At 47.5% G+C, this 18131-nt stretch carries 13 protein-coding genes; 6 read left to right on the top strand and 7 right to left on the bottom strand.

Annotation, left to right across the window (positions count from 1 at the left end; genetic code table 11):
* Positions 1 to 407: 407 nt before the first annotated feature.
* Together AB4Z30_RS10840 and AB4Z30_RS10835 are read right to left on the bottom strand one after the other, a co-directional pair.
* On the bottom strand, positions 408 to 2480 hold the full coding sequence (locus AB4Z30_RS10840) for an nSTAND1 domain-containing NTPase (protein ID WP_441926092.1): 2073 nt from the start codon (positions 2478 to 2480) through the stop codon (positions 408 to 410).
* A gap of 643 nt (positions 2481 to 3123) precedes the next feature.
* Positions 3124 to 4794 carry a PucR family transcriptional regulator gene (locus AB4Z30_RS10835; RefSeq protein WP_441926090.1) on the bottom strand — a complete coding sequence of 557 codons (1671 nt, stop codon included), beginning with the start codon at positions 4792 to 4794 and terminating at the stop codon, positions 3124 to 3126.
* Between the two features lie 189 nt (positions 4795 to 4983).
* On the opposite strand from AB4Z30_RS10835, the gene ald reads away from it, so the two are divergent.
* Positions 4984 to 6117, top strand: a complete 1134-nt coding sequence (gene ald, locus AB4Z30_RS10830; RefSeq protein ID WP_441926088.1) for an alanine dehydrogenase — start codon at positions 4984 to 4986, stop codon at positions 6115 to 6117.
* 210 nt (positions 6118 to 6327) lie between these two features.
* On the opposite strand, the gene AB4Z30_RS10825 is transcribed toward ald, so the two are convergent.
* Positions 6328 to 7245, bottom strand: coding sequence for a RecB family exonuclease (locus AB4Z30_RS10825; RefSeq protein WP_441926086.1), 918 nt, complete (start codon positions 7243 to 7245; stop codon positions 6328 to 6330).
* Positions 7246 to 8227: 982 nt separating this feature from the next.
* On the opposite strand from AB4Z30_RS10825, the gene AB4Z30_RS10820 reads away from it, so the two are divergent.
* Entirely contained in the window at positions 8228 to 8911 is a 684-nt protein-coding gene (locus AB4Z30_RS10820; RefSeq protein WP_441926084.1) for a serine/threonine protein kinase, read from the top strand.
* A gap of 229 nt (positions 8912 to 9140) precedes the next feature.
* On the opposite strand, the gene AB4Z30_RS10815 is transcribed toward AB4Z30_RS10820, so the two are convergent.
* Positions 9141 to 10037: an AraC family transcriptional regulator gene (locus tag AB4Z30_RS10815; RefSeq protein WP_441926082.1), complete on the bottom strand. Its 897-nt coding sequence runs from the start codon at positions 10035 to 10037 to the stop codon at positions 9141 to 9143.
* A gap of 130 nt (positions 10038 to 10167) precedes the next feature.
* Between AB4Z30_RS10815 and AB4Z30_RS10810 the strand changes: the two genes are divergently transcribed.
* The 3 genes from AB4Z30_RS10810 (at position 10168) to AB4Z30_RS10800 (ending at position 12885) form a co-directional block, all read left to right on the top strand.
* On the top strand, positions 10168 to 11055 hold the full coding sequence (locus AB4Z30_RS10810; RefSeq protein WP_441926080.1) for a sugar phosphate isomerase/epimerase family protein: 888 nt from the start codon (positions 10168 to 10170) through the stop codon (positions 11053 to 11055).
* 148 nt (positions 11056 to 11203) lie between these two features.
* Positions 11204 to 12271, top strand: coding sequence for a Gfo/Idh/MocA family protein (locus AB4Z30_RS10805; RefSeq protein WP_441926078.1), 1068 nt, complete (start codon positions 11204 to 11206; stop codon positions 12269 to 12271).
* A 68-nt stretch (positions 12272 to 12339) separates the two neighbouring features.
* Complete coding sequence (locus AB4Z30_RS10800) at positions 12340 to 12885, top strand: GNAT family N-acetyltransferase (RefSeq protein WP_441926076.1); 546 nt, start codon at positions 12340 to 12342, stop codon at positions 12883 to 12885.
* A gap of 61 nt (positions 12886 to 12946) precedes the next feature.
* On the opposite strand, the gene AB4Z30_RS10795 is transcribed toward AB4Z30_RS10800, so the two are convergent.
* Positions 12947 to 14266, bottom strand: coding sequence for a glycoside hydrolase family 125 protein (locus tag AB4Z30_RS10795; RefSeq protein WP_441926074.1), 1320 nt, complete (start codon positions 14264 to 14266; stop codon positions 12947 to 12949).
* A 262-nt stretch (positions 14267 to 14528) separates the two neighbouring features.
* Here AB4Z30_RS10795 and AB4Z30_RS10790 point away from each other — a divergent pair, with 262 nt between their 5' ends.
* The gene (locus tag AB4Z30_RS10790; RefSeq protein ID WP_441926072.1) at positions 14529 to 15590 is read left to right on the top strand and encodes a LacI family DNA-binding transcriptional regulator; all 1062 of its coding nucleotides are present in this window, start codon (positions 14529 to 14531) and stop codon (positions 15588 to 15590) included.
* Between the two features lie 254 nt (positions 15591 to 15844).
* Here the strand turns inward: AB4Z30_RS10790 and AB4Z30_RS10785 are convergent, their stop codons facing one another.
* Both AB4Z30_RS10785 and AB4Z30_RS10780 read right to left on the bottom strand, forming a co-directional pair.
* Entirely contained in the window at positions 15845 to 17467 is a 1623-nt protein-coding gene (locus AB4Z30_RS10785) for a hypothetical protein (protein ID WP_441926070.1), read from the bottom strand.
* Positions 17448 to 18017 carry an RNA polymerase sigma factor gene (locus AB4Z30_RS10780; RefSeq protein ID WP_441926068.1) on the bottom strand — a complete coding sequence of 190 codons (570 nt, stop codon included), beginning with the start codon at positions 18015 to 18017 and terminating at the stop codon, positions 17448 to 17450. Before AB4Z30_RS10780 ends, AB4Z30_RS10785 begins: the two co-directional genes overlap by 20 nt.
* Between the last annotated feature and the right edge of the window lie 114 nt (positions 18018 to 18131).

Here is an 18131-nt window from a genome sequence, read left to right as displayed (position 1 = left end):
CAACTCTAACGATCACCACAGACCTTATTTGTCCATTTTGACGAGGGTTAAAAATCTAACGATCATCAGCGACGCTATTTAGCTGGATTCCAGATAAAAAAGGGATAAACTGGACAAATGAAGCAAAATAGCGTCGCTACGGATCGTTAGAATCTCAACATGCCCATTTGGGGCGAAATAAGGTTTCTCCTGATCGTTAGGATTTTTTTTTGGGGGGCATCACCCTTGAATCAGTCGCACTAGAAAAACCCGCAGTTACGGTTATTTGCCATGTAACTGGGGGTTTGTTTTTGAACCTATAGATATACTGCTCTATTCGCTTTTACTGTTCTATTATATTTTGCTGCTCTATTCGATTTTGCTGTTCTATTAGATCTGATCAGCTTCCATACGATCACTTTCACACTTCACAATATTCTCGATAAGCGAATCAGTGCAGTTCTAATATGGCGATAAAAGGTGGCTCTGCTCATCGAACAGACCTGCGCAGCGGCAGTTGGATTGCCAGCGTGGGTCCAATAAGCCGCATGTAACAACTTCTGATCCTGGGGAGACACCCCATGTATTCTTCCTTCCAGCAGATCCAATACATATAATTGCAACTGAATGCCATCTTTGACCCCTGTAATCCTGCCAGCATACTCCTGTAACTCGCCTGGAGAGCGAAGGTGCCCAAGCATTTTGCGCACGTCCTGTTCAGACCAAATCTTGTTACCCGCTCCTGTTATCCCGGGTTGTATTGGATTAACTGAAAGGTCTGGATGCAGAAGCGACATTACCCATGCACCAAATTGTCCGCTGCGCAGATCCAGTTCCAGCACATCCGCCCGATCCTCATACCGATCACAAGCACGCGTGCACGTTCTCCGAATCTGAAAACCAATACTCCGCAGAAATAATTTCAGATGCGGGTTGGTTGCAACAAGAATCGCTCTCGCTCCATCTCCCAGTAGCGACAACCGATCCAGAACCATATCCCCGACAAGCTCCTCCCGTGTATATTCGGGTACATCATCTCTTGCCGCTGCCAGTAAAGCGAAGTGTGTATCACTTTCATCCGGGTCTTTCTGCAATTCTTCCGGTGCAAAACATTCTTTCATTTCATTCGGAAAATATTTCAGGAGCAAATCACTTGTCTCCCGGTGTACCAGCACTGTAATGAACATAGCAATCGTCTCGCCCTGTTTGTCCCGCTTCAAAACGATACCCTCAGGATATCGATGAGCCAGCTCATCCAAAAAGGGAGCATAGTTTGCAGCCTGCCAAGGCTCAACACTGTATTCACACCATTGCTCCAGTAGCTTGTGCAAGGACGGCAGATCTGCCAAATTCATCGGTTCAAGCGGCGAGAACAAAGAATCACGTGATACATCGGCATATTTGCGAAACTGGAGCATGGACTCCTGACAGAGTAGCAGCATTTTCCGAGCTATCTGCTGCCGCTCATGTGTACAGGCTTGTTCATGCAGCAGTTTCAGCAGTTCGGCAATCCGAATACGCATGGACTGCAATCGATTCGGCTCACGCTGCCGAAAATCCCTCATCAAATGCACTCGGGCCATATCGTGCAGAGCCAGGCCGTCCGGTGCAGAACGGATGAAGGACATCCGCCTCAGCGTATGGTATTCTTCCGTTTTAACGGTAATATCCAGCGCAGCGGACAACAGTTCCTGATTTGCTGTCTCCACCAAGGTTAAAACCTCTACCATTGGATGCAAACGGGGTGACGTAAGCTCAAGGAGTAGTCTGGCACTGATCATATGTGATAGCTCAGCCCATTCGGCATGAAGAAGATTGCGCCCCTGATCAGCCGCTTCCACGGCAAGGGCAAGTCCAAGCGGATGTCCATCCGTCATTCTCGTGATGATACCAGCCACATTCGGCTTCAGTGATCCAGCAGTTGCAATATACGTAGTAACCTCATCTACAGTAAAATGCTGCAACTGCAGCTGCACCAGATGCTTGTACAACCTGGGGTGCGTTCGCCATGCTGCTGAAAGCTCTGGACAAGAAGCAAGTATAATCAGTATCCCACTTAGATGAAGTTTCGCAATAAAAACTTCCATAAACCAGCTCTCAAGCAATACAAGTTCCTCGTAGTTATCTACTGCAATAACGAGCCGTTTCTCCCTGGGCATGCTTTTTAAAACCGAAAGCAGATGAGCACCGTGACTGTTTAACAGTCCAAGTTCCAACCCAAGTGTTGAAATAAAATAATCCATAAATACGGAAGGTGTTGTGCCACACGCCCGTCCGTCCATCCATATAGCCGTTGCTTCCCTCTCCCGAGCGATGGACAGCATTTCTGAAAGTAATGAAGACTTTCCGATGCCACCCATACCCGTAACTGAAAATATAGTCATAGGCGCTTCTTCATTTTCAAACCACTGCTCTAGTGTCATTAGTTCTCTAGCTCGACCAACGAAACGCTTTCCGTCCCTGACAACCTTCTGCTTTTGAGATCCACTACCGTTCCCCATATATATCCTCCGTACTAGATACTGGTACTTCTACTGTAGCTTACTTTTTTTATAAAAATGAGACTATATTGAGACGCGCAATCGCTTCCGAGATGTTAAAATCTTGATAAAAGCCAATTTATAGAAAAAGACAAACTGTGGACTCTTCTACATCTATCGAACCATACCGCTTATGGATATCACAAAACGAAACACTCCGCCAATCACTCTGAGCAAGCCTGTACACGATTTCCCAACTTAGCTTCATGCTTTCCTTTCGTACCCTACTTCAGCCCGATAATTCAGGAAAGGCGGATTTGTGTGAAAAAACATCTCGACATTTCTCATTTGAGCGGACAACTTGGCATCCATTCCAGTGAGCTTCAGGCATGGTTAAACTTTACCGGCTTAACTGTTGCTGATCCACAAAACAGACAGGATCGAAGGTCTGAGCGTATTACATTCCCATATCGCCTTTCAGTAACCACCTCACTATCTCAGGCTCCCTCTTCCCTTGCATCCGAACGTAATCGTGGCCGTTTCTTCAATACAGGATCTCGTCGCCGGTCTCGTGCCTTACGAGGTATAAGACGTATCAACAAGATGTAAGCGAGCAAGAAACACCTACTATTCAAGCACAGCCCCTATCTCAAAAACGTTACTGTCATGACGATTGTCCATCCCCGCCTTCAATCATGGCGTTAGCAAGCAATGCCATCTCCAGACACACCCGTTTTCCCTGTTGCATGTAATCTGGCCCCAGCAGTTCTTCCAGTTTCTCCAGTCGGTTATATAAGGTCTGCCGATGAACGAACAGCTGGGCAGCCGCATCTCTTTTGCACCCGAAATTCGCAAGATACGCCGCCAGCGTCTCTACCAATCGCAACTGATGGTTTCGATCATGCTCCATAAGCACCCCCAGATGATCCATCGCAAAAGATTGCAGGAAAGAAGGTGGCATCGCTTTTAACATTTGATATATACCCATACGATCGTAAAAGTGAACATGTTTCATCGATTTTACAGACCGTGCTACTTCAATCACCTGATATGCTTCTTGAAGGCTGTCCTTCAAGCGAGTTAGTTGATTTCGAAGTTTGCCGAATCCGGCATGAATTTCGACTTGTTTTAGATTCGAACTGGCAAATCGCTTGATATCCTGAGTGATGCTCTCTAACATTTGCATTAGTTGCTGCTGTGACGAAGCTCGTGTCTCTTCCTTTGCACAGCAGAGATAGATTTGATTATTTTTGAGCATGATGAGACTGGTCAGATGATTTTTCTTCAGAAGTGAACGGAGCAGAACCAGGATATCCTGATGATTCGCCTCCATTCGTTCCCGGCCCGTTCCTTTCATTCGATGCTCAATCTCCAATAGACCTCCCGCGAACCAGTATTGTCCCTTCACCAACAAACGAAGCCCCATACGTGTTCGCGCTTGCTCCTCCTGCTCAATGAGACCACTCATCAGATCCTGAATCAATTCATTCTGATTACGCACCATTTTCTCTTCAAGAAATTGGGAACGAAGGGTAAGCGCAGCCGCAGCTTTGGCTGTGTAATCGAGCAGCAGTTTAAGGTACTCCACAGTCGCTGACGGATGCACAATCATACCTATGGCTGAGAATACTTGGCCAAAACAGACCACCGGATAACAGAGCAGCGCAGTCTCCTCATCCATATGAAACCACAGCTCGGTATCGGAATCATTCAGATTTAGCTGTTCGACCTCCCGGCTGTACCAGCTGTAGATCGCCTGCTCCATTTCCGGAGCTAGCTCAGGTACAAAACTGCCCGCCTCCATAGACGAAATGTACACCACCGGTTTTGCCGAATAGGCGTATAGCAGTTCCAGCACCGCAGACATATCCGTACTCTGCAACGTCCGCAGCTGAAGCTCACGTGAATAGGTCTCCAAGCTCTTTAACAACTGGTGCTGGTGGTTAATAAGTAGAGAGTGGATATCTTGCGTGATCTCAACAAATCGCACGGGTTGCTCAAATACGATAAGTGGAAACTGATGCTGGTTCGCCAGTTCAATTAACGACTCGGGAATCGCATGAATGCTAGTTCCAAACTCGACACATAATCCAGCGGCCTCACGATTGATCAACTGCATCAGATACGCTTCACGTCCTTCTTCTGACTGAAGCCATAGACCCGTGGATAAAATAAGATCATTCGGGCTCACAAAAGGAGAAACATTGGTAATTTCCAGCACATGAACCCAGCCCACCTGACGATCCAACCCCTCTTGCCCTGCCGCAAGCCGCGCTTGGCTAAATACCGGACGTTGCAGAATATCTCTGACAGTAAACACACGGTCATTTCGCAAAGTTAATCCCTCTTAGTGTTATTTTTTCTTACATTATAATCCAAAGACATGTGTCCTGAACAGTCAATTTCGACGAATTGTTGAGTCTCGTTTCTGAAAAATAGACATCGTGTAAGGTGCAAAACGACTTATGGAGTCATAAACTTGTAGTATAAGCTAACAACCAATAAATGGACGAGGTGCATGGTGATGAGAATCGGAATTCCTAAAGAAATCAAAAACAATGAAAACCGTGTAGCGATAACTCCTGCCGGGGCGGCTGATTTCGTGACAGCCGGGCATCAAGTCTTTATCGAGCAAGGTGCCGGACTTGGCAGTGGATTTATGGATCAGGAATACGTTCAAGCTGGTGCCTTAATTGTTGAGGAGGCCGCACAGGTATGGCAGGATGCCGAGCTTATTCTTAAAGTAAAGGAACCTCTTGCCAGTGAATATCATTATTTTCGCCCTGGACTGATTTTGTTCACTTACCTGCACCTCGCCGCAGAGCCAGCTCTTGCTAAAGCACTGGTTGAAAAACGGGTGACCGCTATCGCATATGAAACATTGGAAGTCGGCGGCTCTCTCCCGTTGCTCACACCCATGAGTGAGGTGGCCGGGCGGATGGCTGCGCAGATCGGTGCGCAGCTTTTGGAGAAAACAGAAGGTGGCAAAGGCATTCTGTTATCCGGTGTGCCTGGCGTAAGCCGCGGCAAGGTTGTCATTATTGGCGGCGGTACGGTAGGTACAAATGCTGCCAAAATTGCACTTGGTTTGGGGGCCGATGTCACAATTCTGGATCTGAATCTGAATCGGCTGCGCCAGCTGGACGATATTTTTGGCAACCAGATCCAGACGCTGGTATCCAGCCCCTCCAATATTACGTCCGCTGTCGCTGCGGCGGACCTGTTGATCTGTGCGGTGCTGATCCCGGGCGCTAAGGCGCCAACGCTTGTCAGCGAGCAGGTCGTGAAGACCATGGCACCCGGGTCGGTCATTGTGGATGTGGCGATTGATCAGGGCGGGATCGTCGAGACCATTGATCATATCACCACTCACGATGAACCCACGTATGTGAAACATGGTGTCGTGCACTACGCGGTGGCGAACATGCCTGGCGCCGTTCCGCGCACGTCCACGGTGGCGCTGACCAATGCCACCATGCCTTATGCGCTGCAGCTGGCGAACCACGGAGCAGCTGCAGCGATTCGCGGCAGTTCGTCCATTCGTAGCGCAGTGAATGCGCTGAATGGACACATCACGTATGAGGCGGTTGCCCGTGATCTCGGGCACGCCTATGTTCCCGCAGGACAGGCGCTTGAAGATGCCGCCGCCGTCCAATAGATCTTCTGGCCGTTCCACCCGGGACCAACTGTGTCCATCCCGTGGAACGCATAGAAGCGCAGTGCACCAAGAAGGGTTTCTAGGGGCACTGCGCTTCTTTTTTTAAATTGCGAATCTGCTTGGCTCAAATGGGAACTAATGGCGCTAACCAGTCTATTTTATTTTCTGATTACAGCTACCGAATCGTTATGCATCAGTCTATTGTTTATGCTAAACCACTCGTTCACTGCATACCTCACGAAAGTTGCAATCCCGGCATGCCCGGTGCGAAGGCATCGGGGTGAAGTAGGACATGTCCTTGGGACGGTTGTAATACTCATCGGCCACGCAGGAACGCATCTCCTCGATGTAACGCCCTACGTTTTCCTCCACTTTGCGAATGTCCTCTTCGGTTGCAGTAAACTCTTTGTGTTTGCCAGTCAACAGATACTCCACTCGAATTTCAATCTGTTCCAGCGGAACCCGGTAGTGCTCTCTTACATAGGAAGCGTACAGAATTAACTGATCGGAAAAATCATCTTCTTTGCCCGTCTTCCAATCCACAATGACAATATTTCCGTTGCTGCGTCTGTATAATAAGTCCATTTTCACATACACCCGTGTATCATGCAGCAGCATCGTATCCCATTTCTCAATCTCCAGAATCGTTGTACTTGCACGGGACAAATCTTCCCACGTCAGCGTCTGATACAAGTTGCCTACGCAGACTCCTGCGCGTTCTTTGATGGTTGCGACCCGGTCGTTCAGTGTATCATCGCCATAATAAATTTCCGACAGCATCGTATGATTTTTCGGATTAAGTTGCCATTGCTCCGGATTCATCGACTCTTTGTATGCCTGGTTCAGCAGATCACGTATCGTCTTCTCCAAAAAAACTTCACGGGGCTTGGGCTTGCCTTCCTCCCTGCTCCTTACAGCCGACTCACACATTCGGTGTGCCAGATCCCCAAATACAAGATACAGATTGCTCAGCTGTTTCAGACGATACAGACGTACCTGCATCTCATCCGCCGATTCTGTTTTCCAGCCGTTGTGGGCACCATAATAATGATAATAATATTTGCGCAGGCACTCATCGAACATACTTGCCCGCGACTGCGAATAAGACCACTGCGGGTATTGTGCCATAAGATAATCTGCCTTTCTGTATACCAGATTCATTCATGCCAATGCTTCATTCCGAACTGTAGGGTGAGTTTGTAGGGACATATTGTAAGACTAGTCTTTAGAATATAACATCCGAACGTTGCTCTACATACCCGCCCTTGCATAATACTTAGCTGAGAGATCCTTTTATTGCTCACAGTATAAAGCCCTGACCGTCATGCCGCAACCCGGCTTCCGTTATTTTCTTGTGCGCGCAACCGTTTGAGGAACGATACGTATCGTTTATATAGTTACATCAGGATGAAGGGAAGTATCTCTCGTCTTTTATAAAAGGAGCGCATCCCAACCATTGCTAGGCGTTAGAATGCAGAGGTTATCTCGTGCGGAGGCAAGTGGTTATGACGCATACGCGGTAGAATGTTGAGGTGAGACTTTTCAGCAAACTTCTCTCTGGCGACGCTAACGATCACCACAGACCTTATTTGCCCATTTTGATGGAGTTTCAAAATGTAACGATCACCAGAGACGCTATTTAGCTGGATTTCAGTAGAAAAAGGGATAAAACGGACGAATGACGCAAAATAACCTCCCTGCGGATCGTTAGAATTTCAACATGGCTATTTTGGGCGAAATAAGGTTTCTCCTGATCGTTAGAATGTGCGGGTGTTGAAATGTATGGAGTATAGGGATAGTTAATGGAGTAACTTAAGATTAAGTAACTTGCTATCGTGGAGCGCACGGGCCTGCTGCATATTTTCTACTCAACGTCAATTCTTCCCTATCCATTCACCCAAAAGTTGAATTTGATCACGAACGGTATTAATCTATTACGTAAATTAAGCTTTCCTGTGATCCGCTAACAATTACAACCCAACTGCAATGCATATTTGCAGTACAATTTACAACCACGAATAGATAGAGCATGACAAAGCACCCTCAAAAGAACACTATCTTTTCAACTACAGAAAATATGTACAGGCATATCCAAAAGGAGGCGCCACCCATGAATCAGCCAGATTGGTTCCAAGCGGAAGCAGCATTGCAACAGATTCAAGTCATCGGAAGCGATCGGAATGAGCTGGTGAATATCATCGGCGAGACAGCAGGAGTAAACTGCATTGGAATTGGTACGGATGCAGCTGTATTTAGGTATGATCTGCTTCCGCAGTATGCCTTCAAAATGTACTCGGATCATGCTTTAGATAAACTAAATAATGAAAAACAGGTCTACGCCCAGCTTAAGGGTCTACCCTACTTCCCGACGTATTACGGCAGCGGCCGAAATATACTGGTCATCAGTTACGAACCCGGAGACACTTTACTCGAATGTTTGGAAAAGGGAATCCCCGTCCCCGAGCAGGTTATGCTCGATGTAGACGCAGCGCGAGAAGCGGTCCGTCGACTTGGACTGAATCCACGCGACATTCATCTAAAAAATGTACTCCTCCAGAATGGACGTGGTAAAGTTCTCGACGTATCGGAGTATATTCAGGAAGGAGACGATCATCGCTGGGAGCATCTCGTATGGGCCTACCACAATATCTATCCAAGCATTGAAGGCACGCCCATATCTCCCCGAATGCTGCAAACAATCAAATGGACGTATAATCAGTTCGACCAAGCCAACCTTAAAATGGAGAACCTCTCCAGGAAGGCCAATCGACTACTCTCCAAATTTTTGAAATAAATGTGCTAATGCAATTCTATTAATCCACGTGTGGTAAATGAATTCACTGTTTGCGGTTACACCAGGGCTTCTCCCTTCCTCAAACCACTTGAGTTTAGTCGATAATGGGCTAGATTAGAGTGGTTTTTGTACTTCCACATTGTTTACTTCACACTCCTTCTTTCACGTTTCTTCCTTCCTCTCCCCCTTTTCATCCTTCTGCCCACCTTCCAGCCATCTCTTTCCCTTCTCACCCTTCCTTCATTCCCCGTGCCTGCGAAGGCGTCATACCCTTATACTGCTTGAATAGTTTTGTGAAATAGTTCGCATTGTCGCAACCGACCTGGGCGGCAATTTCTGTAACTGTGAGGCTGCTGCCCTGAAGCAGGTGCTCCGCTTCACTCATCCTGCATCCGTTTACGTATTCTACAAGCGTGCGTCCGGTCAGCTTTTTGAACATTTTGCAGAAATGATATACATTCAGGCCTACTTGGCTTGCCGCTTCACCAACAGACAATTTCTCCTGCGGATCAGCCTCGATCCGAGCAATCAACTGCTTAAACCGCTCACGGTTAGGAAAATACCCGGCACCCGATCGATCCCGCAACTGATGCGGCATAAACGTCCGAGCCATCAGCGTAAACAACGCATGCAGTTTGGACTTCACTACAAGCTGATACGCCGGTAGCTGCATTGCCATCTCTTCCACAGCTTCATTTAATAAGGAATAATACCCGGCACAGGCTGCATTCTCTGCAGCAGGTTTGACCGGAAACCGCACACTGCCTTCCAGGTAGGGCGCGACATACTGCTCATGCACTGGATCGCTCGTAAAATCCTGAAACAAAGCGCGATTGACCACAACCGAGTCATAATGCACATCTCCCTCATCCAATGCGTATCCAACATGCAGGGCACCACCCGGAATGATAATGACCTCTCCAGCCTCAATTTCATAAGGTCTGCTATCAATGTGAAATACCGCTCTCCCCTTACGCATAATGATCCATTCAAAATGCTCATGCCAGTGCAGATATAAAATGCATTCCTCCGTTTTTTTCGCAGAACAGCGATTTTGGAACAACTGAAACGGATGGGATTTATGATCAATTCGCGTATCTTCGTGAAGCGCTTTCAAGTCTAGCATGGTTTTCTTCCCCCTCACCACAAAATCCGACTAATAAAGCACAAAATTGTTTAGAGCCTTCCCTTACATCCAAGGCTATAATGAGTGTGTCACGAAGTACTATAAGCCAATATTGGAGTGAATTACAACCATGAATCCATCCATTCGTATCGGAACCCTTGTAGGCGGCCATGATGCCGTTCGGGTCATTCCGCAAATTATGCAACACGGCTTCGAATCTTTTAACCTGACGTTCTGGCAAAGCACAGGCAACCTTGATTTGGCAGAAACCGCCAAACGTGTCCGCGACATCGTTGACGAACATGGCATCACCATTTCGGCTGTAAGTGTGTTTGGTAATCCACTCACCGGCACAGGGGATAACGCTGACACCTTGGCAAGCTGGGAGCGCGTCATTGACCACGCACAACTTTTTGGAGCAGATATCGTCTCCGGCTTTACCGGACGTTTGACCAATCAACCGATTGACGAATCGATTCCACGGTTCAAGGAAGTGTTCGGTGAACTGGCGCGACGGGCGGCAGACCGAGGTGTACGCATTGCTTTTGAAAATTGTGATATGGGTGGGACGTGGCAGACCGGCGACTGGAATATCGCTCACAACCCGACTGCCTGGGAAATGATGTTTAATGCCGTTCCTGATGAAAATGTCGGTCTGGAATGGGAACCTTGCCACCAGATGGTCAGCTTGATTGACCCGATTCCACAGCTTCGCAAATGGGCTTCCAAAGTGTTCCACGTTCATGGCAAAGACGCAACCATCGCCTGGGATATTGTTAAGGAACATGGCGTACACGGCCCACATGAATTTGTATGGCATCGCACCCCCGGCTTTGGGGACAGCAATTGGGCAGATATCATCACCATTTTGCGTCAGAACGGCTACCAGGGTACCATCGACATTGAAGGCTGGCATGATCCGGTGTATCGCGATGAACTTGAAATGACCGGGCAGGTCCATGCATTGAATTATTTAAAACATTGCCGCGGCGGCAGCTTTGTGCCCAATCCGATCTAAAGATGTCACGGCATGAAGACTGGGCTGGGTTACTCATGTGCCCAGAAACTCAAAAAGCACGTCACAATCACATGTACTACTAGCATGGAATACTAACTTATAACATGGATCAATAACATCTATGCATCTATATGAGGGAGTTGAGCACATGACCTACCCTTACCGGGTTATCATCGCAGGTTGCGGGGCAATGGCAAACACTTGGGCGGACTATGCCAAAGAGAGACCAGATACCGAAATCGTGGGACTCGTTGATCTCTACGAAGAAGCGGTGTCATCATTTGCCAAGCGCCACAATTTATCATGTCCAACCTTTACGAATATTCACGATGCCCTTGAAGCTGTCGATGCCAACATCGTATTTGATGTGACCATCCCTTCCAGCCATTATCATATTGCGATGACCGCGCTACAGGCAGGTTGTCACGTCTTTGGCGAGAAACCGCTCGCGGAATCATTCTCGGACTGCACGGATATTGTGCAAACCACCCGTAGTACAGGACGTATTCAGGCGGTGATGCAGAACCGCAGGTTCGACCCGCGTATCCGTGCCTATCGGCAGCTCATTTCCAGCGGAACGATTGGGCAGCCGGGATATGCAGGAGCAGACTTCTTTATCGGGGCGCACTTTGGTGGTTTCCGTGACCTCATGGACAGCCCGCTTTTGCTGGATATGGCGATACATACCTTTGATCAGGCGCGTTATATCCTTGGTGCAGATCCGGTGTCGGTGTACTGTCACGAATTCAATCCTCCAGGTTCCTGGTATAAGGGCAATGCAATGGCAATATGTATTTTCGAAATGTCCGATGGGTCTGTGTTCGATTACCGTGGGTCTTGGTGTACCGAGGGTGTACCTACATCCTGGGAAGCAAGCTGGCGTGTGACTGGGGAAAAAGGAACCGCCATCTGGAATGGTCATGACGACATCTATGCTGAAGTGGTAAACACACTCGCACTGGAATCCGATGGCAAGCCATCTTTCCTTCAGCGCGCTGAACGAATCGAAGCCGAACTGCCTGTAATGACCAAAACCGGACATCACGGCTGTCTTGAAGAGATGTTTGCAGCACTTGAGGAAGGACGATTGCCCGAAACGGATTGCAGTGACAACCAGTACAGCATGGCTATGGTGCTCGCCTCTCTTGAAAGCGCACGAACCGGACAGAAAGTACTGATTGCAGATTTATTGAAAACAACAGGGCCGTCATCTTGAGCAGGAGGATTAGGGTTAATTTTGTTAAAATAAAAATTTGTGATCGCTATAAAAGGAAGTGAGTCTTATTGGATAGTGAAAGTGAAATTATTATTTCTCCATTACATGCGGACTTAATAGTGGATATCCATACGACAAACGATTACTTTACGTTATTCGGTAAAATCATCCCCAGTTTACAATCTGGACAATGGACCTATGAAGAAGTCCTTTTTGATGAACCGAGAGAAATTCGATTCCCTGATGAACAACTGGATTGGAACGAATATATCAACCAGGAAGATAAAATGTTGTTTTTAGCGTATATAAATCAGGTATGTATAGGACAGATTAGAATCGTTAAGGATTGGAATCGCTTCTGTTATATTGAAAACATTGCGACGAAAAAAGAGTATAGAGGCAGTGGGGTCGGAAAGCTGCTCTTAAATAAAGCAGAAGCATGGGCAAAACAAAAAAATCTTATAGGCATGTCTCTCGAAGCACAAGATGATAATCTGGGTGCATGCCGATTCTATGTGAAACAAGGCTTCACACTAGGTGGAGCTGACACACTCAAGCAGTCCTATACTCCTAATATTGATACTACCTTATATTGGTATAAGTTATTCAATTAACAATGCCAGTAGCAGAATATGGAATACAGCCGTTCCAACATAGGAACGGCTGTTTTTATACCTACAAAATCCGCTTTTTCATCGCCTTGTACACCAGTTGCGCAAACAAACTGTTGGACCATGCAAACCATGGACGCGTATACGTGTCGGGATCATCAGCATGAAAGCCTTCGTGCATGTACCCCGTGCCCGCGTCGGTGTTCTCCAGCAAATCAATCATGGCCAGCATCTCTGCGTCATTGTCTGCTGTTAGTCCTTGCATGGACAGCGCCATATGCCAGATATACCCTGGAGGGGTGTGCGGGCTACCAATGCCCTGGGCTACTGTGCCCTCATAGTAGTACGGATTTTCTTTACTCAAAATAAAACGCCGTGTGTTCTGATACACCACATCATCCACGGAAACATACCCGATATACGGAATCGACATCAGTCCCGGTGTGCCCGCATCATCCATTAGACAAACGTTGCCAAACCCGTCCGTTTCATAGGCGTAAATCTGTCCATACACCGGATGACGATAGGTACCATAAAGGGCAATGCCATGCCGGATTTCCCCCTCCAGGCGTGCCATACGGCTCACTAGCTGTTCGTCACGGAACACCCATTTTGCTATTTCCCCCATCTGGCCCAGCGTCACTGCGGCGAACATATTCGATGGAATATTGTAGTGAAAATCACAGGCATCATCGCTTGGGCGAAAGCCTGACCAGATCATGCCCGTATAGTTTACTGGCATCCCCATCCCCTCATTGCGTAACGTATCGTGAGCCGGACAGTTGCGCCGCATGAAACGATACGGGGATTGCTCTACATGACGCTGTTCCGCCTCCCACAGGTGCACGATCTGCTCCATGACCTTTTTAAAACGTTCATCAAAGATGTCTGTAAGCTCTGTCTCACGCCAGTATGTATAGGCCAGCTTCATAGAGAAACACAGGGAATCCAGCTCAAACTTCCGCTCCCAGACCCAAGGCGACATCTCTGTCTCATCATTCGCGTCCCAGTGCCAGCCGTTAGCTGTTTCGTTAAATGCATTCGCATAGATGTCCACTTCCGCATAAAAGGTATGCCGTTTGACCAGACCTCCGATAATACGCTGCAGCTGCACGTCATGCTTCGCCAGCGGAACATAATGGATCACTTGCTCCACCGAATCCCGCAGCCACATCGCGGGAATATCTCCCGTAATGACAAAAGTTGTACCATCATCCAACAGCTTGGTAGTCGTTTCGAGTGTGTTCGGAAAACAATTACGAAACTGCGACAGCAGCTTCGGTCTATGCTGCAATCGCTCATCGGCCTCATGCAAAATATCACGAACGGCTTGGGGCAATTCTAACTCAGGCATCGGAATTTTCGGTAATCTGAACTGTTCCATGGGAGTCCTCTCCGTTTCTATGTAAACTATTATTCAACCAAAATAGACTAATATATAATTCCCAATAGGTTTATTGTTATTTTCGTTATCATATTTTATAATAACGTTATTATTCTGTAAGTGTACCTGTTCCATGAAAGCACGTCAATTCACAAATAATCAGTTTCCTAGTCAATCATATACGCATAAAATATAAGTCATTCAATTTTCGTCCATCCCGATTCATCCATTTCATCCATCTGTCCATAAAAGGAGTAATCATATGTCTCGAAAAGTATCGATCCAAACGCTGGCTGACCAGCTCGGTTTGTCCAAATATGCTGTATCCCGTGCACTCAGCGGCAAAACCGGGGTCAGTGAGTCCACACGTACTCGTGTTCTGGAACTTGCCCGCGCGCTCGGGTATCGTCAGAGTACGCCTGGCTCGGCGAAACAAACTGCCACTACCACTCAGCCAGCCGCATCTGAATCTCCCTTCGCCCTCATCTGTATGAATCAGCTTAACCGCGGTGAGCCTCACTACTGGCAGCGTGTCCTGTCAGGTATCATCTCGGGTTGTACCGAACAAGGCTGGCATCACGTTATTGTGTCGCCTTCACTGGACTTACCGGGCAAGGAGATTACACCTGAGAATGCGATCGCACCTCATCTGGACTGGACACGCTGTGCCGGAATTATCGTCATGGGCGCTTTCCCGCATACCGTGTTGCAGACGCTGGTGCAAACAGGACGCCCGATTATTCTAGTCGATCATCAGGAGCCTTTGCTGAACTGTGATACGATCAGCCATGATAATCTGGAAGCTGGCATTACAGCGGCCAGATATCTCATGTCGAGGCAGTGCAGACGCATCGGCCTGATTACCGATGACGGACGTGCCGCCAGCTTCGCACAGCGTAAGATTGGAATTGAGCTGGCTTTAAACCATTTTCATGCCGAGGAAAGAAAAGAAATAAGTTTTCAAGCTTGGAATGTAGCCTATGAAAACGGGGATTGGGTGAACAAGCTCTCTGCCACAATTATGCAACTGCCTGCCGACGAACGCCCCGATGCGTGGATTGGCGCAAATGACGATATCGCCTTACAGTGGATGCAAAAGCTTGGGCAGATGAGCGTCTTGGTACCACAGGATTGCCTGGTCATCGGAATTGACAATGTTTACACCGCTGCCACCTCATCTCCCCCACTGACAACGATTCATTTGTGCAAAGAGGAACTTGGACAACGAGCCGCCCAGGCTTTGAAGCGTCGAATCGAACGCCCAGGTACACCGAAAGAAACGGTCATGTTGTCCACCACATTGATTCCAAGGGATTCGGCATAATTTATACGGATAGGATAAGGATAAGTCCAGATCACAATGGATCAGCAGCACTCCAGATTCATTACGTTCTGCTATGCTCCTCTTAGATCCAGATCTCAAAAGCAAAAGAGCCCTGCATCGAAATATGCAGAGCTCTTCCCTGGATGATCATGTTTGAACTTATGCCAATGGCACTCACAACTCGTTCATGACGATTTTACCCTCCGTGTCCCAGCAGTTCTTGAACGATCCTGCCGCCCTTTGCTTAGTGCCCGTTATTGATCCCAAGGCATACTTGAATCACTCGTAAGTTTTACTTTCCAGTCTACATCCCCAAAATCACGATGCACCACGGTTCGTTTTAACGTCAATTTCGTCCCCTTATCCTTGTTAAAACCATGAACAATCAGCTTTAGCTCATTAACAACGTACTCTTCCTTATTATTGGGTTTGTCTCGATTACCCATCACTTCGACAGGATACTCTCTTCCTTTAGGATCGATTGCAACCCACTGATCACCATGAAATTCATTTTTAAAAACACCGCCTCCTTCCAGAACCAGGGAAGCTTTCTTCTCCACGCCTGTATGAGCAGATTGCTGCCCAAACTGATAACTGTAGTCCATTACATCTATCAAATCCCCAAGGTGATTAAACGAGGCAAATAAACGATACGGATTATCCTTTCTGCTCAGATCAACTTCCATCGTCTGCTCCTCTTTCACACGTATCGTGTAACCATCCAGGACAAAGCGAATATTATCTGAATTCAATGTTACCAGAGACGGGTCCCATGTCTCCGATATCTTAAGTGGCCCTCCTGCACTCACTTGACTTAAATCTCGATAACGGAATTTGGCCTGACGCGCATTCGGTCTGCCCCCGTTAAAAATGCGGTACTCTCCCGTGTCCATAACTTCAATATGATACAGAATGTCCATGTCCTTAGCCCAATTTTCTGCTGCTTTAGCGCGAAGCTCGTCGTTCAGATTCACTTCCAGATCAAGCCGGGTTCCATTTGGTGTCTGCACCAATTGTGTCATAGCCAGTTCCAGCCCCTCCGGTGTTGTATAGGACGCATTCATCGGGGTTTCTTTGGACATCACTTTGGCTTGGGTCATATCCAGTTTGAACTGGAAGCCCCAGTTCACGGATACCTTTTTGTCCGTATAGGTTTGGGTATTCACATCATAGCCATAGCCATCTCCTACATTTAAATGTCCGAATTCTCCGCGAACAATGATTTCATCAGGGATATCTTGGTGCAACTGAAACACCAGCTTATTAAAAGAGCCACTCCCTTGCCTTGTATCAAACGCAAGCTCAGCAACATCTTTTCCGTTTTTATCCGTGATGTGGATATCCTCTGCTTTTGAGCCGAGCAGATACATCGCTGTCCCGTCAGGTGCCGTTTGTTGCAGCACAAGTATAAGTTGAGAACCGTCTACAAGCACATCTTCAATCTTGAGTTTGTAACCCTGATCATTAATATCAATGTTCGGGTTCACCACAAGTCCAAGCGGTTGAAGCCGTTTGTAGTCGTCTGCCAAATCGGCATCTCTCAGAACCTCCGGGACAGGAATATTAGGTAAAGGGGGAATATTTACGGCGTTTACAGGCGGCTGAACGGGCCTTTCCTTTGTCCGATCCCAAGCAGTCCAAGCCCCTCCTGCAATCAGTATCGCAGCCGCTGCGGCGATCCCCGTTCGATAAATCCATTTGCTCTTATGCGACTTCTTTTTTTCCCACGGCGCCTGCACATGAGGGTCCTCCATGGACACATGATCCAGCTTCCGCATCACTTGTAATGTAAAATCTGCATCCGGTCCCTCGCGAAACAGCTCCTCTCCCCACTTGCGATCCTGCTTCTTCTCCTGCTCACTTGAAATGGGCTTCATAGGTCGATAAACCTCCTTTGCGTTCCATCTGCTTTCTCAGCATTTTCTTCCCTCGATAAAGTGCATTACGCACTTGTGCGTCACTCATATCTGTAATCGTGGCGATCTCCTCATAGGTCAGCTCATTGGTGTACTTCAAGAGCAGTACAAGCCGGTACGTTTCCGGCAATTGTTCGAGATGACGATGGATTTCCCTCTTCATTTCCTTGTGCAGCAATTGTTTCTCAGGTGTGTCTTCACTGACAGATTCAATCTCCTGATCGGCGGTCATCATCGGTTTCCTTTTCCGCATATGATCCCTCATGATGTTCACCGCAATGGTATACACCCAAGCCGAGAAACTGCTGCCCTCTCTTCGGGTTGGCATATATCGATAGATCCGAATAAATGTATCCTGTGCTAGATCCTGCGCATCCGGGTGACTTGCGCCCATTCCGCGCAGGATGCCGTAGACTTTATTTTTATATCGATCCACGAGCACGCTGAACAGCTGTTTATCCCCATCCATAATGCGCTGAATCAGTTCCTCCTCTGGTATCAGATGTGTCATGTAATCCCCCTTCTCTACAGCGTCCATGCATGGTTCTGTACTATATAGACGGCAGTCCTCCCTGAAACTTCTCACTTTATCGTCAAAAAAAGAATCCACCCTCTCCGGCCATTG

It is taken from the genome of Paenibacillus sp. 2TAF8, assembly GCF_052114825.1.
GTDB lineage: Bacteria > Bacillota > Bacilli > Paenibacillales > Paenibacillaceae > Paenibacillus.
This window is presented reverse-complemented; position numbering and strand designations above follow the sequence as displayed.

What these genes read in the sequence shown, in the direction of transcription:
- ald (WP_441926088.1), top strand. Translation starts at nt 4,984, where the DNA reads ATGAGAATCGGAATTCCTAAAGAAATCAAAAACAATGAAAACCGTGTA.
- AB4Z30_RS10840 (WP_441926092.1), bottom strand. Translation starts at nt 2,480, where the DNA reads ATGGGGAACGGTAGTGGATCTCAAAAGCAGAAGGTTGTCAGGGACGGA.
- AB4Z30_RS10780 (WP_441926068.1), bottom strand. Translation starts at nt 18,017, where the DNA reads ATGACACATCTGATACCAGAGGAGGAACTGATTCAGCGCATTATGGAT.
- AB4Z30_RS10785 (WP_441926070.1), bottom strand. Translation starts at nt 17,467, where the DNA reads ATGAAGCCCATTTCAAGTGAGCAGGAGAAGAAGCAGGATCGCAAGTGG.
- AB4Z30_RS10815 (WP_441926082.1), bottom strand. Translation starts at nt 10,037, where the DNA reads ATGCTAGACTTGAAAGCGCTTCACGAAGATACGCGAATTGATCATAAA.
- AB4Z30_RS10825 (WP_441926086.1), bottom strand. Translation starts at nt 7,245, where the DNA reads ATGGCACAATACCCGCAGTGGTCTTATTCGCAGTCGCGGGCAAGTATG.
- AB4Z30_RS10795 (WP_441926074.1), bottom strand. Translation starts at nt 14,266, where the DNA reads ATGGAACAGTTCAGATTACCGAAAATTCCGATGCCTGAGTTAGAATTG.
- AB4Z30_RS10820 (WP_441926084.1), top strand. Translation starts at nt 8,228, where the DNA reads ATGAATCAGCCAGATTGGTTCCAAGCGGAAGCAGCATTGCAACAGATT.
- AB4Z30_RS10805 (WP_441926078.1), top strand. Translation starts at nt 11,204, where the DNA reads ATGACCTACCCTTACCGGGTTATCATCGCAGGTTGCGGGGCAATGGCA.
- AB4Z30_RS10810 (WP_441926080.1), top strand. Translation starts at nt 10,168, where the DNA reads ATGAATCCATCCATTCGTATCGGAACCCTTGTAGGCGGCCATGATGCC.
- AB4Z30_RS10790 (WP_441926072.1), top strand. Translation starts at nt 14,529, where the DNA reads ATGTCTCGAAAAGTATCGATCCAAACGCTGGCTGACCAGCTCGGTTTG.